The 15306-nt window shown below is 61.4% G+C and carries 12 protein-coding genes and 1 pseudogene; 4 read left to right on the forward strand and 9 right to left on the reverse strand.

Annotated elements, in window-relative coordinates; genetic code table 11:
• The first annotated feature begins 394 nt into the window (after positions 1 to 394).
• Complete coding sequence (locus KI612_RS15040; RefSeq protein ID WP_226440881.1) at positions 395 to 826, forward strand: hypothetical protein; 432 nt, start codon at positions 395 to 397, stop codon at positions 824 to 826.
• Positions 827 to 1021: 195 nt separating this feature from the next.
• Here the strand turns inward: KI612_RS15040 and KI612_RS15045 are convergent, their stop codons facing one another.
• Together KI612_RS15045 and KI612_RS15050 are read right to left on the reverse strand one after the other, a co-directional pair.
• Complete coding sequence (locus tag KI612_RS15045) at positions 1022 to 2548, reverse strand: transposase (protein ID WP_226440882.1); 1527 nt, start codon at positions 2546 to 2548, stop codon at positions 1022 to 1024.
• Positions 2549 to 3827: 1279 nt separating this feature from the next.
• Positions 3828 to 4853 carry an IS110 family RNA-guided transposase gene (locus tag KI612_RS15050; protein ID WP_226440883.1) on the reverse strand — a complete coding sequence of 342 codons (1026 nt, stop codon included), beginning with the start codon at positions 4851 to 4853 and terminating at the stop codon, positions 3828 to 3830.
• 126 nt (positions 4854 to 4979) lie between these two features.
• Between KI612_RS15050 and KI612_RS15055 the strand changes: the two genes are divergently transcribed.
• From KI612_RS15055 to KI612_RS15065, 3 genes are all read left to right on the forward strand, one after another.
• Positions 4980 to 5408, forward strand: a complete 429-nt coding sequence (locus KI612_RS15055; RefSeq protein WP_226440884.1) for a hypothetical protein — start codon at positions 4980 to 4982, stop codon at positions 5406 to 5408.
• A gap of 89 nt (positions 5409 to 5497) precedes the next feature.
• Complete coding sequence (locus tag KI612_RS15060) at positions 5498 to 5935, forward strand: T6SS immunity protein Tdi1 domain-containing protein (protein ID WP_226440885.1); 438 nt, start codon at positions 5498 to 5500, stop codon at positions 5933 to 5935.
• A 318-nt stretch (positions 5936 to 6253) separates the two neighbouring features.
• A complete protein-coding gene (locus KI612_RS15065) occupies positions 6254 to 7726 on the forward strand; it encodes an IS1182 family transposase (RefSeq protein ID WP_226440886.1) in 1473 nt (490 codons plus the stop codon).
• A 119-nt stretch (positions 7727 to 7845) separates the two neighbouring features.
• Here the strand turns inward: KI612_RS15065 and KI612_RS15070 are convergent, their stop codons facing one another.
• From KI612_RS15070 to KI612_RS15100, 7 genes and pseudogenes are all read right to left on the reverse strand, one after another.
• On the reverse strand, positions 7846 to 8709 hold the full coding sequence (locus tag KI612_RS15070; protein ID WP_226440887.1) for an alpha/beta fold hydrolase: 864 nt from the start codon (positions 8707 to 8709) through the stop codon (positions 7846 to 7848).
• Between the two features lie 29 nt (positions 8710 to 8738).
• The gene (locus KI612_RS15075) at positions 8739 to 9323 is read right to left on the reverse strand and encodes a hemerythrin domain-containing protein (protein ID WP_226440888.1); all 585 of its coding nucleotides are present in this window, start codon (positions 9321 to 9323) and stop codon (positions 8739 to 8741) included.
• A 19-nt stretch (positions 9324 to 9342) separates the two neighbouring features.
• Positions 9343 to 10089 (reverse strand): ABC transporter ATP-binding protein, encoded by a 747-nt coding sequence (locus KI612_RS15080; RefSeq protein ID WP_226440889.1) that lies wholly within the window; start codon positions 10087 to 10089, stop codon positions 9343 to 9345.
• A gap of 216 nt (positions 10090 to 10305) precedes the next feature.
• The gene (locus KI612_RS15085; RefSeq protein WP_226444265.1) at positions 10306 to 12099 is read right to left on the reverse strand and encodes a branched-chain amino acid ABC transporter ATP-binding protein/permease; all 1794 of its coding nucleotides are present in this window, start codon (positions 12097 to 12099) and stop codon (positions 10306 to 10308) included.
• Positions 12100 to 12138: 39 nt separating this feature from the next.
• A pseudogene (locus KI612_RS15090) lies at positions 12139 to 13167 on the reverse strand (branched-chain amino acid ABC transporter permease); the annotation flags it as partial.
• Positions 13168 to 13279: 112 nt separating this feature from the next.
• A complete protein-coding gene (dmpG, locus tag KI612_RS15095) occupies positions 13280 to 14311 on the reverse strand; it encodes a 4-hydroxy-2-oxovalerate aldolase (RefSeq protein WP_226440890.1) in 1032 nt (343 codons plus the stop codon).
• Between the two features lie 27 nt (positions 14312 to 14338).
• Positions 14339 to 15286 carry an acetaldehyde dehydrogenase (acetylating) gene (locus KI612_RS15100; RefSeq protein ID WP_226440891.1) on the reverse strand — a complete coding sequence of 316 codons (948 nt, stop codon included), beginning with the start codon at positions 15284 to 15286 and terminating at the stop codon, positions 14339 to 14341.
• Between the last annotated feature and the right edge of the window lie 20 nt (positions 15287 to 15306).

The following is a 15306-nucleotide window of genomic DNA, read 5'->3' on the forward strand; positions in this document are numbered from 1 at the left end:
AACAGCAACCCCGAGATAATGGCGAAAAGCCAACGCAGGCAAAAAGACCAGGGCCGCGCCAAAAGCGCGGCCCTTGGGCTGTTTACCGGTGGGGTTTATTGGTGTTTTGCGACGCCAGGAATCCACAGCCCAAAGCAAAACTTGGGGAGGCTGACCCAAAGCCGACATCAAGATGGCATTAGCCACAAAATGACAAACGCGTTCATTGCAGGCAGAATCGGGAAAAAGGAGATGCAAGCATGCCGTGTTTGACCGCCATCTATTCTCGTAAACACCGTTCGAAATCAGCCGAAAGCCTCGTAGGGCCTTATATCCGAAGAGCCGCGTTATCCAGCGTATACGGCGCCCTGCCAGCGTATACGTCAAAAACGCCGTCTACTTCACGTTGGGCGTCATGAATACGTCCCCGCTCTTTTCCGTACTCGACAGCGATGAACTCAACGCTCTCCTTCGTGCGCTGCTTCAAGCGAAATTTCGTCCCAGCCTGCCGGACACTGACCTCTCCACCAGCAGTTTTGTTGTCGCAATGATTGAACGCGCCCTAGAAGCACAGAGAGAGGTTGCACTCGCATTGGGCAATGCAACGATGCTTGCCAATCTTGAAACATGGCAAAAGGCCGAAGAAAACCCGCTGTACCTTTCCGCCGCGCGGGAAAGGTTGCAAGAATGCCCAGCCAACGTCTGGCTCCGGTGGTCGAACGAAGAGCGCCTTTACTACGTACGGCAAGTTCTGAGCCCGCTTCATGCGGAGCAACCAGTATTGGAAGAACTTCTAAATTCGATGCCTGCAGCCCAACCCATCAATCCACCGGACGCTGCGCGATGAAGCCGCGCAGCGTCCGGTGATATCAAACGTTGACGCTGTAGAAAAACCCTTTTCCAGCCCGATTTCCGGCAAAAAAATGGCGCAGGTTTTCTTTGCGCCTTTTTGCTTTTTCATGCATTTGAACTGGTCAACCGCTGCGCCCTCCTGTCGGGGATGGCGGCAACCGCCTGGCAGGGAGATTCCTTCTCTTGTTGCCTACTGCCCGAACCCGTGATGCGCCAGTTTCTCGATGTTGTGCACCAGGCAATACAGCTTCCATTGCGTGTCGACCTTCTTGCGCCCGCGTAGCGTGAACCGATCCAGCCGCTTGTTGTGCCGCAGGTTGCCAAACACCGGCTCGACCGTGGCAAACCTCCTCCCGTAACGGGCTTTGCCTTCTTCGCTGTCGATGGCCCGCTTCATCCGGTCGGTGTGGCTTTCTTCGGTTGTATTGGCTTTGCCGCGGAAGAAAGCAACCTGCCGAACCTGGGTCTTCTCCGGCGTGCGCAGGCATTTGGCGCGTTGTTCGCAGGGTAGGCAATCGCGCAGGGTGCCGCTGTATTTCGTGGCGAGGCGGCCGTTGTGGATGCAGTTCGTGCCGTTGCGGTAGAGCTGCTTGCCGGCTGGACAGCTACAAATACCAGTGGCCGGATCGAGCGTGAAGTCCTGCGGCCGGTAACGTTTGGCGGCTTTCTTCGGGTGCGCCTTGTCGTAGAGCGGATCAGGCTTCTGCTTGTGTTTGCCCTGGTCCTTGAAGCGTTCGTCGCGTTGGCGCATGCCGTTGTCGGCAATCAGGGCGTTGATGTTCTCTTTGGCCAGTTCCTTGAGGTTGCGTTCTGAGTGGTAGCCGGCATCGGCCGTGTAGAGCGTATCCGGGGTGGCCTGGGCTTGCGTGGCGCGCACGACCGGCAGCAGCAGTTCCTGTTCCGAACCCGTGCCATGGGCTTGCGCTTCGATAATGACCTGATTTTTGGCGTCGACCGCTGCCACGCCAGTAAAGCCTTGTATGACGCCTTTGCCGGTCGCCATCTTGGCGCTGTCCGGATCGGTGCGGTTGCTCTTCCTGATGGCGCCTTTGCTGCCTTTGCGATCCTTCGGGTGATCGGCCAGCCACTGGCGCAGTTCGGCGGCTTCACGCCCCAGGCTTTCGGCCTTTTGCCGGCATTTCTCGGCAAGGTCGGGTTCGACGGGCAGGCTGTCATTTGCGCGGTGGCGCTCAAGCATCTTCCTGGCAGCGGCTTCGAGTTTGTCGGCTTGATGGGCGAAGTCAGCGCGCGTGCCGCTTCTGGCTTTGGAGGCGTTGCTTGGCAGTTTGACGCCGTCAATGGCGAACATCTCCCGGCCGATCAGGCCTTGCCGGTCGCAGAGGTAAAGCACCTGGGCGAAGAGTTGGGCGACTTCCTCGTCGAGGCTGGAGACGAAGGCGGCCAGCGTCGTAAAGTGCGGCGCGGAGTCGCCGCTGAGAGCGATGAAAGTGACGTGTTCGCGGCACAGCCGCTCGATGCCCCGGCTGCTCACCACACCCTGAGCGTAGGCACAGAGAATGACCTTGAGCAGCATCCCCGGCGGGTAGGCGCAGGCACCGCTTTGGTCATTGCGGTAACGGGTGTCGAAGAGGGAAAGGTCGAATTCGTGCTCAAGCAGGTGATGCACGGCATGTTCGAAACTGCCCGGCAGGAGTTGCTTCTCCAGATCCACCGCCAGGAACCTCGGGCTGGTGTCGATTGCTTTGTAGCGGGCCATGGCCTTCTCCTGAACTCGTCTTCAGGTTGGAGCCTTGTTATTCCATATGGTTCACGGCACGATGCGGGTATGGATACTATTTTTCTACAGCTTCGTTAGAGATTGCCCTTCCGCCGACGGGGCACTATTTCGTATGTCGGCACAAAATCACAAGGAGAATGCCATGCGTAACTTAATTCGGAAGGTGCTGGAGATGTGGAAGTGCAAGTGTGGTGCAGAGTGGCCGGACGATAAAAACTTCTGCATGTACTGCGACCGCGAAAAGCCTATTCGCTAGAATATTTCCGCGCACTGGGGTGGATGACTCACCCGTCTGCCCTCGGTGCCTAACGAATATAGGGAGCGTTGTGTGAGCATTGATCTGACAATAAAGATGGTAGCCGATGTGTTTGGGATTAGGCAGTCTGACTGGAATTCATTATTCCAGCGGAGGCCGTGCCCTTACTACTTTTACTACAAACAAGAGTCTGATCTTCGTACCGAATTGAGACGGTATGCAGAAATTCACGACAAAGATTGCAAATGGAATTTCAATGATATTGGTTACCACACGTACGATTCTGGCTTCTTCGGAAAAACGTACTACGTTTCGTGTCGCAATTGCTCTAAGGGGCACATTTCGGGAAACATTACTGCTGAAATTGCCAGAATAAAGATACTCAAAGAAAGTGCCGACCCAGCCAACCCAAAGGAAGGGTTCTTTTCTACGGAAGTGCTTGAAGAGCAGTATGTCCTCTGGTCTATCCGACTAGACATGAAGTGCAACAGGTGCGACAAACATACTGTGTGGCATGGTCTACAGAATACTGACTCCGAATCTCATTGGGGATTTTCGAACTTTGATTCGTCGTTTGCGAAGTGCAAGTAACGGCAATCCCTAACCTTGCGTTCGAGGCGACCTGCGCGAAAAACCGCGCAGGCGCCTCAACTTTACTACAAGGGCTTCCCCATTCTCCGCAAGCGTTCTGAAGTTTTATCGTTTCATTCCTGATCCCGTTTTCCTGCTGTTCATCGAGTCACTGTCGTGTCGGTGCGAGAAGGTGAAGGACTGCGGTACTACAACCGGTCATGTTGGACTTTTGCCCGGACCCTGATGAAAGACGCGCGCGGGGGCCTCATTCGTTAGCCGGGAGTCACTGGCCTCCCCTGGAGTTAATCAGGCTCTCCCCGCGCGGGTCCAACCCGCTTCACATCAACGCTGCAGTGCTTCGCTGGGCTTGGGCCGCCAGCGAACGGCCGATGATTCCTTTCTGTTTTTCCCTATAGACGCTTTTGCTGTTCAGGCGGTCTCTTCGATGAGTCGGAAATCCTCGCCGTAGTGCAATGCCGCCCAGGCCAGGCGCAGGTTCTTGGCGGCAATGGCGACCGCCGCTTTCCAGTAACCCCGTCGTTCGACCAGCGCTCTCGCCCAGCGACTGAACCGGTCCTGCTTCTCGCCCAGTCCGGCGAGGACGGATCGGGCACCCATGACGAGCAGGCTGCGCAGGTAGGCGTCGCCCGCCTTGGTGATTCGGCCCAGCCGCGCTTTGCCACCACTGCTGTATTGGCCGGGAACGAGTCCGGCCCAGGCAGCGAGTTGCCGACCGTTCTTGAAGTCGTGGCCGCCGCCCAGGCTGGCAACCAGGGCGCTGGCCGTGGTCGGGCCGATGCCGGGGAGTTGCATGAGTTGCCGGCTGCGTTGGTCTTGTTTGGCGGCTTGGGCAATGGCTTTGTCGTACTCGTCGATGCGTTCGTTGAGCCGATCAGCATGTACGAGCAGGTCCCCGACACAGCGGTTGGCCCAGCCGGGAAGTTCTTCAAGGTGGGCACCGATTTCCCGGCGCAGGCGTTCAACTTTCTGCGGCAGCACAATGCCGAACTCGCTGATCAGGCCGCGCAAGCGGTTGTAGAGCGCCGTGCGTTCTTCGATGAAGCCTTGCCGGGTGCGGTGCAGGCAGAGGATGGCTTGCTGGTCGACGTCCTTGACCGGCACGAAACGCATGTTGGGCCGGGTGACGGCTTCGCAGATGGCAGCGGCATCGGCGGCGTCGTTCTTGCCGCGCTTGCCGCTCATCCGGTACGGCGCCACGAACTTCGGTGCCATCAGTTTGACGGTGTGGCCGAAGCGGCTGAATTCTCTTGCCCAGTAGTGGGCACCAGAGCAGGCTTCCATGCCGATCAGGCAGGGTGGCAGATTGGCGACCGTCTCCAGCAATTGACCGCGCGCGACCTTGGGCTTGATGAAAACCGCCTTGCCGCTCTGGTCAACGCCATGCAAAGCGAATACATTCTTGGCGAGATCGATGCCTACGGTGACAATATTCATGGACTTCCCCTTTCGAACGAATGATTTGGTGTGGAAACTTAATCATGGCAGCAACTGCTGCCGGCGGCTTCCGCCGCTAGTTCGGGACGGGGAAGTCCCTTTCATTCGTTATGCACTAAGAGCCACATGATCGAAATCGAGTTTGAAAGCCCGACGGAATCGCTTTGCAAGTGCTGCGGAAATACTACGGTGCGGCTGACGCGCTTCGTCTATCGTGATGGCGACGCTCATGCTGTCTACTATGCCCAGTACACACCGCAGCACGAAGAAAAACGGCTAAGTGGCATTATTGGCTTAGGCGAATGGGGAGAGGATGGCACACCAGACGGCAGGCTCGCGTTTCCTTTTCAGATATGGATTGACGAAGACAGCTTCAAGGTCGGCCTTGTTGATGCGGAGGCTTCTCCGTGGTCTCACCTTAGGTTTCTTGGGCGAATTCTTGATCGAGAGGAAGCGCTAGAGCATGAGTGGATCAATGAGGTGTTTCACATAACCGACCACATGGTTACTGATGATAAAGAAATCATGAGCTATTTCGGAACGCAAGGTGCGTAAAGCGCATAACCCTAGGCTCAAATTCGCTCCCTCCGGTCGCTGGGACGCGCCTGCGGCGCGCCCCTTGGCTGCACGTTGGGCGTCATCACATGAGCCTCGTTGAAGACATTCGCCAGTATTGGGGCTGGGTCGGCATCGAGCCCCTGGATGTCGTCGGTGAAAACGACTTCGGCAATCTCATTATCAAAGACGAAGACGGAAAGTACTGGCGCCTGTGCCCAGAAGACTGCTACTGCAAAGTCATTGCCACCAATCGCGCTGAGCTCGACGCGCTTTCGACCGACCAAGAATTCCTTCACGACTGGTATATGAGTGCGCTCGTTTCCCTCGCAATTGATCAGTGCGGTCCATTGGTGGATGGAAGGAAGTATTGCCTCAAGACTCCTGGGATCTTGGGTGGCGCGTACGGCGGGGACAATCTCGCTACTGCTCCTCAGGTTGAACTCGTGCGCTTTTCCGGTGACGTGGCTCGCCAGATCGAGGAGTTGCCCGATGGCGCGCAAATCAAGCTGAGGATAATCGAATGACGCCCAACCCTTCCGTTCGCTCCGGCCTTCGGCCTCCGCCGGCCGGTTACGTCGAACGTTCATGAGCGTCCGCTTTGAAAACTCTGCAACGGCAGCAATGGGCACACACCAGACATCCCCCCATCCCAACCGAATCCGATAAAAATAGCCACTAGCTAGCCAGCCAAACCCTCCTGGCCAATTTCCCAAAACCGGCCTTTCTGACCGGTCGACCGTCCAGAACAACACAAAACCAAAAAATACGCCGCCCAAGGGCGGCGACAGACCGCTGACAAAGCCTCCAAGCGATTGGGGGCTTTATTTTTTTATAATGCAGGCATGCTCAAGCCTGCCTACCCTGCCCAAACGGAACTGGAGATGGTGACGTTGGAGCAATTGGTCCCGAAAGACCACTTGCTCCGGCTGCTCGACCAGCACATCCGGTTTGATTTCATTCGTGAAGCGACCCAGCACCTGTATTGCGAGAACAATGGCCGACCGGCGATTGATCCGGTGGTGTTGTTCAAGATGCTGTTCATTGGCTACCTGTTCGGGATTCGCTCCGAGCGACGGCTGGTGAAGGAAATCGAGGTCAATGTGGCTTACCGCTGGTTTCTCGGCTTTCGGCTGACGGACAAAGTGCCGGATGCCTCGACGCTGTCGCAGAATCGGCGTCGCCGCTTTGTCGGGACGGACATTGAGCAACGCATCTTTGACGGGATTGTCGAGCAAGCCATTGAGCACAAGCTGATTGGCGGGCGGGTGCTTTACACGGACAGCACGCATCTGAAGGCGAATGCCAACAAACGGCACTTCGAGGTGCATCAGGTCGAGCAAACGCCGGCGGCCTATTTGGCCGAGCTGGATGCAGCCATCGAAGCGGATCGTGCCGCCGCGGGCAAGAAGCCGCTCAAGCGTGATGACGATGATTCGACACCGCCACTGAAGGAGGTCAAGGTCAGCACGGTCGATCCCGACGCAGGTTTCATGGCCCGCGACAACAAGCCGACCGGCTTCTTCTATCTGGATCACCGGACTGTCGATGGCGTGCATGCCCTGATCGTCGATACCCATGTCACGCCGGGCAATGTCCATGACAGCCAGCCCTATCTGGCCCGCCTGGACCGGGTCATGGAGCGCTTTGATCTGGCCGTGGGCGCCGTCGGGCTCGATGCCGGGTATTTCACCCCGCAAGTCTGCAAGGGCATTCTCGAGCGGGCACTGTTCGGGGTGATGGGCTACAAGCGACCCACACACCGCGATGGCTATTTCTACAAGCGGGACTATCTCTACGATGCGGTCCAGGACTGCTACCGCTGCCCGGCCGGGGAGGTTCTGCCGTACCGGACGACCAACCGGCTGGGCTATCGGGAATATGCCTCGAATCCCGCCCGTTGCGCTGATTGTGGCGTGCGCGGGCAGTGCACGCAGAGCCGGAATCATCAGAAGCTCGTGACCCGGCATCTCTGGGAAGGTTTCAAGGAAGCGATCAACGCCAATCGCCTGAGCGACCTGGGCAAACGGCTGTACGCCCGGCGCAAGGAAACAGTGGAGCGCAGCTTTGCCGATGCCAAGGAGTTGCACGGCCACCGTTACGCCCGCTTCCGCGGCTTGGCCAAGGTGCAAGCGCAGTGCCTGCTCTCGGCGGCCTGTCAGAACATGAAGAAGATGGCCCTGTTGCTGGCCCGCAAGGCGGCAGCCTTATTGGCCAAAATCCTCGGGCAGGCCCTGTTTGCGGCCGACTTCGCCCGCAATTACCTGCCGATGGCGCTCCACCACGAGAATTCCAGAATCCGCCTTGTTTCGGCCTGAATCCGAAAAACGCCCGAATTCCAAAACAGAAAAACAAAACCCCCGAAAAATCGGGGGTTCGTCAGCAGTCTGACGCCGCCCAAGGGCGGCGAAAGGTATCGCAGAGACGAAAGCGCCGCTCAATCCTGCAGGAAGTCGCGCACCATGCGGTTGAACTTGGCGGCGTGTTCCCACTGGGCCCAGTGGCCGCAACGGTTGAAGATGTGCAGTTCGGCGTTGGGCATGCCCCAGAGCAGGCGCAGGCCGATGTCCATGGGGACGAAGCGGTCGTCGCGCCCCCAGATGATCAGGGTCGGGGCGGTGACTTCGCCGAGGCGCGGGCCGTAGTCGGTGAATTGTTTCGGGTTGGCGGCGAAGCTCTTGACGAAGTTTTCCAGGTGGTCGCGCCGCGCCAGCATGTTGTCGAGGCGGGCCTGGTAGAGCTCTTCGGTCAGGCTGCTGCTGTCGAAGACGAAGACGGCCATCATCTTCTTGAGGTTCTCGATGCTCGGCTCGCGGTAGAGGGCCTGGATCAGCTTGATGCCTTCGGTCGGCATCGGCACGAACTGGCTGGGACCGCCGGTGCCGCCGCCCATCAGGACGAGCTTGCCGACGCGGCTGGGGTTGGCGAGCGCGAAGGCGACGGCGGAGTGGCCGCCCATCGAGTTGCCGATGACGTGCACACGGTCGAGCTTCAATTCATCGAGCAGGCCCTTCAGCGCCCGGGCATTGAGGTCGGAGCGCGAGCCGGTGCACACGATGGGATCGCTCTTGCTCCAGCCCGGGCAGTCCATCAGGATGACGCGGTAGCCGGCGGCGACGAGCGGCTCGAGGTTGCGGTTGAAATTGGCCCAGCCGCTGGCGCCGGGGCCAGAGCCGTGCAACATGACCACCGTCTCGGCGCCGCTGCCGCAGTCGTTGTAGTGCAGTTGCAGGTCGAGATCGCCTTCCTTGATGCGGGCGAAACGGCTGCTGGCGGCTTCGCTCAGGGGTGCTGTGCTCATGGGTGTTCCTTTCTTGATATGGGGTGGGGTCAGTTGCCGAACGGGCGCGGGCCGAAGCCGATCGGCGCCGGGGCGCAATCGACCAGGCGCGAGAAAAGCGTGGAAAAATTCTCTTCGTTGCCGTCCTTGCCCGACTTGGCGGCCATCTCGGCGCGGAAGGCCTGATCCAGCTCAGTCCAGTCGGCGGGCGTCAGGTGGCTGCGCAGCAGGGGCAGGACGACTTCTTCCTCGAGCAGCATGTGCTCGCGGTAGAACTCGGCATAGGTTTCGAAGGCAGCGGCAAACTCGTTGAAACGGCCGGCATCGGCAACGTAAGCAGCGAGCGCCTGTTCCAGCGCCGCCATGCGCTGCGGCGCGGCGGCGTGCTGCTGGCCGAGCTTGACCAGCGCCTCGGCACCTTCGGCGGTGCGCTGCGGCAAGCGGCGAAAAAGCAGGTCTTCCTTCGGGTGATGGCGCTTCTCGGCATAGGCATCGAGGTAATGCACCATGGCCTGGAAGAGCGCCAGGTCGGGCGCCAGCTTGCCGGCGGCGACCTCCTTGAGCATGAAACGGACGGCATGCAGGATGGCGGCCAGCGACTGATGTTCCTCGCCGATGATGTGTAGTGCTTCCATGTCTATTCTCCAATCGCCGTCAGGTCGACAGCAGTTCCTGGTGCTTGCTCGCCAGGCCGAGATAGCTCTCGATGACGCGCGGGTCGTTGCGCAGCATTTCGGCCTCGCCCAGCATCTTGACCGCGCCGTTTTCCAGCACGTAGGCGTAGTCGGCCACCTGCAGCGCGGCGCGCGCATTCTGCTCGACGAGCAGGATGGAGACGCCGCGCCGGCGCAGTTCCGAGATGATGCGGAAGATCTCGCGCACGATCAGCGGTGCGAGGCCAAGGCTGGGTTCGTCGAGCATCAACAGCTTGGGCTTGGCCATCAGCGCGCGGCCGACCGCCAGCATCTGGCGCTCGCCGCCCGACATCGTGCCGGCCTGCTGCAGCCGGCGCTCCTTCAGGCGCGGGAAGAGCGCATAGACCTCCTCCATCGTCTGCCGGTGATCGCGATGGCCGTGCCGGTCGCGCTGAAAGGCACCGAGCAGCAGGTTGTCCTCGATGCTCATCGTGCCGAACAGCTCGCGCTTTTCCGGCACCAGATTCATGCCGCGCACGACCATGCGCTCGACTTCCGGCACCTGTTCGATGCTGCCGTCGAACGCCACCTGCCCGGAAGACGGCAGCAGGCCCATGATCGCCGACAGGGTCGTCGTCTTGCCGGCGCCGTTCGGGCCGATCACGGTGACGATCTTGCCCTCGCCCACTTCCAGGCTGATCTTGCTGACCGCCTCGACCTTGCCGTAGGCGACCGAGAGGTCTTTCACTTCGAGTACGTTGGCCATTTCGCCGCCTCCTTGAGCACAATCATGTTTTGACCGCCATCCGGTCGGCGGCCGACAGCATTCGCGGCCGGGCGCATCCCCACGCTGCGGGGCCCCTGCTTCCTGCTCATGCCGTCGCCTCCTTGTCCGCTGCCTGATTTCCAACGCCATCCGGTCGGCGACTGGCGACATTCGCGGCCGGGCGCATCCCCGCGCTGCGGGGCCCCTGCTTCCTGCTCATGCCGCCACCCCTCCCAGATAAGCTTCAAGCACCGCCGGATCCTTCTGGATTTCTTCCGGCAGGCCTTCGGCGATCTTTTCGCCGAATTCCATGACCACGACGCGGTCGACCAGGCTCATGACGAAATCCATGTCGTGCTCGACGATGAGCACCGCCATGCCTTCCGACTTGAGGCGCTTGAGCAGTTCGGCGAGCGCCTGCTTTTCCTTGAAGCGCAGGCCGGCGGCCGGCTCGTCGAGAAGCAGCAGGCAGGGGTCGGAAGCCAAAGCCCGCGCGATTTCGAGAATGCGCTGCTGGCCGAGTGCCAGGCTGCCGGCTTCGACATGCATGAACTCGCCGAGCCCAACCCTTTCGACCTGGATCGCCGCTTCGCGCAGGAGGCGCGCCTCTTCAACGCGATCCAGACGCCAGGCTGCCGGCAAGACACCCTTGCTGCCGCGCCGATGCGCCCCGATCGCGACGTTTTCGAGAACGCTCATGTTGGGCAGCAGGCGGACATGCTGGAAGGTCCGGCTCATGCCGAGCGCGGCGATTTCGCGCGAGCTGTGGCCGGCCACCGGCTGGCCGCGGAACAGCACTTCGCCGGAAGTCGGCGTATCGACGCCGGAGAGCTGGTTGAACATCGTGCTCTTGCCGGCGCCATTCGGGCCGATCAGCGCCAGGATCTCGCCGGCTTCGACGTGCAGGCTCATGTTGTTGTTGGCCACCAGACCGCCGAACTTGCGCGTCACCGCCTTGGCTTCGAGAATCACTTCGCCGTACGGCGGCTGCACCTTTTTCGGCAAGGCCTCGGCATTCTCGTCAATCACCTTGGCGTCGATGCGCACCGGCAACAGGCGGGCGAGCAGCGGCCACAGGCCGTCGCGTGCCCGATGCAGCAGGACGATCATGAACAGGCCGAAGACGATGGTTTCGTAATTGCCGGCCGAACCGAACAGCTTGGGCAGGATGTCGCCCAACCACTGCTTGAGCACAGTGATCACCCCGGCCCCGACCAGCGCGCCCCAGACCTGCCCGGCGCCACCGACGACGGCCATGAACAGGTATTCGATGCCGATGTGCAGGCCGAACGGCGTCGGGTTCACGAAGCGCTGCAGGTGGGCATAGAGCCAGCCGGCGGCGCAGGCGTGCAGGGCAGCGATGACGAAGATCACCATGCGCGCCCGCGAGGTATCGACGCCCATCGCCTCGGCCATCACCACGCCGCCCTTGAGGGCGCGGATGGCGCGGCCTTCGCGCGAATCGAGCAGGTTCTTGGTGGTGAACAGCGCCGCCAGCACGAAAGCCCAGACCAGATAGTAGTAAGCGCGGTTGTCGAGCAGTTCGAAGCCGAAGACATTGATCGCCGGCAGATTGGAAAGGCCGGCGTGGCCGCCGAGGAATTCCATGTTGCCGAACAGGAAGAACAGGCTGATGCCCCAGGCCATGGTGCCGAGCGGCAGGTAATGCCCGGACAGCTTGAGCGTCACCGAACCGATGATCACCGCCACCGTCGCCGTCAGCAGCAGACCGATGAGCAGTGCCGCCCAGGGCGAACCGCCGGCGAAGCCGAGCCACGCCGGCAACTCCGCCGAGGTGCTGAGCCAGGCCGTGGTGTACGCACCGAGCCCGACGAAGGCCGCCTGCCCGAAGGAGGTCAGGCCGCCGACGCCGGTCAGCAGCACCAGGCCGAGCGCGACCAGGGCCGAAAGGCCGACATAGTTGAGCAGCGTGACGTAGAACTCGGGCAGGACCAGCGGTGCACCGGCCAGAATGAGCAGAAATGCCGTCAGCACGAAACGCGGGCTGATCCAGCCGTCGCGCCGCGCCGTCGTCACGACCTGCGCCGTTTCCTCTTCCTCGACATGGTGGGTCTTCCAGGACAGCCAGACCAGCACCGGAATGATCAGCGTGAATACCAGCACATCCTTGAAGGCACTGGCCCAGAACGAGGAGAAGGATTCGAGCAGGCCGACCACGATGGCGCCGGCGGCGGCGAGCGGATAACTGGCCAGGCCGCCGATGATCGCCGCGACGAAGCCCTTGAGGCCGATCAGGAAGCCGCTGTCGTAATAGATCGTGGTCAGCGGCGCCACCAGCAGGCCGGACAGCGTGCCGATCAGGGCCGCGAAAAAGAAGGTGCGGCGACCGGCCAGGGCTGGCGAGATGCCCATCAGACGGGCGCCGTTGCGGTTGATGGCGGTGGCGCGCAGGGCCTTGCCGGCCAGCGTGCGGTCGAAATACAGGTAGAGACCGACGATCAGCAGCAAGGAAACCGCCAGCACGACCAGGGTATGGCCGCCGACCAGCAAGGAACCGAGCTCGACCTGCGCCTCGCTGAAGGGCAGCGTGCGCGAGCCTTCCGGCCCGAAGACGAGCAGCCCGAGCCCGACCATCAGCAGATGCAGGGCGACCGAGATGATCAGCAGCACCAGCACCGGCGCCTCGGCGACCGGCTGGAAGGCGACGCGATAAAGCATCGGCCCGAGCGGCACGACGATGGCCAGGGTGAGTACCACCTTGAGCAGTTGCGGCAGCTCGGCGAGCGGCAGCACCCAGAGCAGCGCCGCCAGGGCGAGCGGATAGGCGAGATTCCACAGCAGCGAGCCGCCGAGCTGGCGGCGTCCGGGCCGACTGGCCAGGATATCGGCACCCAGGGTCAGCACACCGGCCCCGAGCAGCAGCCAGACAGTGCCCGGATAACGGCCGCTTTCGAGCAGCGCCATGGTCAGGGCGCCCCAGGCGAGGAATTCGCCCTGGGGAATGAAGATGATCCGGGTGACGGCAAACACCAGGACCAGCGCCAGGGCCAGCAAGGCATAGACGGCACCGTTGGTGATACCGTCCTGCGCCAGCAATGCGAAGATTTGAACATCCATGCGGAAGAACTCCAGTGCAAACGCTGCGCTTGTGCGATGACAAAGCGCAGCGGTCGACGATCAGGACAGGGCAAAAACCGGGACGGGCCGCAAAGCGCCCGCCCCGGCCCGGTCAAACGGTCAGTCCGCGCTCGCGCGCCAGGGTGATCGCGGTGTCCTCGATCATGTCTTCCTGGCCGCCGACCATGCCGCGCCGGCCCAGTTCGACGAGAATCTCGCGCGCCGAAATGCCGTATTTCTGCTCGGCCCGCTTGGCAAACAGCAGGAAGGAGGAATAGACGCCGGCATAGCCCAGGGTCAGCGAATCGCGGTCGATGCGGATGACGTGATCCATGATCGGCACGACGCGGTCTTCGGCGACATCGCTGATCTTGAAGGTGTCGACACCGGTGTCGATGCCCATGCGGTCGCACACGGCGATGAACACTTCCATCGGCGTATTGCCCGCGCCGGCGCCGAGGCCGGCGGCGGCCGCATCGATGCGGTTGGCACCGGCTTCGACCGCGGCGATCGAGTTGGCGACGCCCATCGCCATGTTGTGGTGGCCGTGGAAGCCGAGCTCGGTTTCCGGCTTGAGCGCGGCACGCACCGCACTCAGACGCACCTTGACGTCATCCGGCAGCATGTAGCCGGCCGAATCGGTAACGTAGATGCAGTTGGCGCCGTAGCCTTCCATCAGGCGGGCCTGTTCCACCAGCTTTTCCGGGCTGGCCATGTGCGCCATCATCAGGAAGCCGACGGTATCCATGTCCAGCTTGCGCGCCATCTTGATGTGCTGCTCGGAGACGTCGGCCTCGGTGCAGTGCGTCGCGACGCGGATGGTATGGACGCCGAGATCGTGCGCCATTTTCAGGTGATCGACGGTACCGATGCCGGGCAGCAGCAGCGCCGAGATCTTGGCATTCTTCATTTTCGGGATCACCGCACCGAGATATTCTGCGTCGGTATGCGCCGGAAAACCGTAGTTGACCGACGAGCCGCCCAAGCCGTCGCCATGGGTCACCTCGATCAGCGGCACGCCGGCTTCGTCGAGGCCGGTGGCGATGTCGATCATCTGGGCCAGCGACATCAGGTGGCGCTTCGGGTGCATGCCGTCACGCAGGGTCATGTCGTGGACGGTTACTTTCTTGCCTTTGAGATTCATCTTTTTCTCCTGGGGTTCGTGCAGCGCTCAGTGCGCGCCGCAACCGGCAGTCTTGGCGACGCCGGCCGTCGCGGTCGGCGCGAGAACCAGGCGCCCGGCGAGGATTTCCTCGGCGAACATTTCGGCGGTGCGCGCACCGGCGGCGGTCATGATGTCGAGATTGCCGGCATAGGTCGGCAGGAAGTCGCCCAGGCCCTGCACCTCGAGAAAGACCGAGACGCGCTTGCCGTCGAAGACCGGGCCATTGACCAGGCGATAGCCGGGCACGTACTTCTGGACTTCCTTGATCATGGCGTGGATGGATTCGGTGATTTTGGCCTGATCCGGGGTGTCGACCGTCAGGCAATGCACGGTGTCGCGCATGATGAGCGGCGGCTCGGCCGGGTTGATGATGATGATCGCCTTGCCCTGCTCGGCGCCGCCGACCTTCTCGATGGCACCCGAGGTGGTGCGGGTGAATTCGTCGATGTTCTTGCGCGTGCCCGGCCCGGCGCTCTTCGAGCTGATCGTGGCGACGATTTCGCCGTAGCCGACCTTCTGCACGCGGGAAATCGCGGCGACCATCGGAATGGTCGCCTGCCCGCCGCAAGTCACCATGTTCACGTTCATCGCGCCCTGCCCGACCAGTTCCTTGAGATTGACCGGCGGCACGCAGAACGGGCCGATCGCGGCCGGCGTCAGGTCGATCATCAGCACGCCGAGGGCGTTCAGCTTGCGCGTGTTTTCGGCATGCACGTAGGCCGAGGTGGCGTCGAAGGCGATCTGCACTTCATCGGCCAGCACATGCGGCAGCAGGCCGTCGACACCGTCGGCGGTGACTTTCAGTCCCATCTCGGCAGCACGCTTGAGGCCTTCCGATTCCGGGTCGATGCCGACCATCCAGACCGGCTCGAGCACCGGGCTGCGTTGCAGCTTGTAGAGCAGATCGGTGCCGATGTTGCCGGGCCCGATCAGCGCGCATTTGATTTTTTTCATGGGGTTTCTCCGTGGGGAAT

Origin of the sequence: Quatrionicoccus australiensis, assembly GCF_020510525.1 — a bacterium.
Lineage (GTDB): Bacteria > Pseudomonadota > Gammaproteobacteria > Burkholderiales > Rhodocyclaceae > Azonexus > Azonexus australiensis_B.

Bases quoted from the DNA above. Each gene is read 5' to 3' on its own strand.
- KI612_RS15040 (WP_226440881.1), top strand. From the start codon at position 395: ATGAATACGTCCCCGCTCTTTTCCGTACTCGACAGCGATGAACTCAAC.
- KI612_RS15045 (WP_226440882.1), bottom strand. From the start codon at position 2,548: ATGGCCCGCTACAAAGCAATCGACACCAGCCCGAGGTTCCTGGCGGTG.
- KI612_RS15050 (WP_226440883.1), bottom strand. From the start codon at position 4,853: ATGAATATTGTCACCGTAGGCATCGATCTCGCCAAGAATGTATTCGCT.
- KI612_RS15055 (WP_226440884.1), top strand. From the start codon at position 4,980: ATGATCGAAATCGAGTTTGAAAGCCCGACGGAATCGCTTTGCAAGTGC.
- KI612_RS15060 (WP_226440885.1), top strand. From the start codon at position 5,498: ATGAGCCTCGTTGAAGACATTCGCCAGTATTGGGGCTGGGTCGGCATC.
- KI612_RS15065 (WP_226440886.1), top strand. From the start codon at position 6,254: ATGCTCAAGCCTGCCTACCCTGCCCAAACGGAACTGGAGATGGTGACG.
- KI612_RS15070 (WP_226440887.1), bottom strand. From the start codon at position 8,709: ATGAGCACAGCACCCCTGAGCGAAGCCGCCAGCAGCCGTTTCGCCCGC.
- KI612_RS15075 (WP_226440888.1), bottom strand. From the start codon at position 9,323: ATGGAAGCACTACACATCATCGGCGAGGAACATCAGTCGCTGGCCGCC.
- KI612_RS15080 (WP_226440889.1), bottom strand. From the start codon at position 10,089: ATGGCCAACGTACTCGAAGTGAAAGACCTCTCGGTCGCCTACGGCAAG.
- dmpG (WP_226440890.1), bottom strand. From the start codon at position 14,311: ATGAATCTCAAAGGCAAGAAAGTAACCGTCCACGACATGACCCTGCGT.
- KI612_RS15100 (WP_226440891.1), bottom strand. From the start codon at position 15,286: ATGAAAAAAATCAAATGCGCGCTGATCGGGCCCGGCAACATCGGCACC.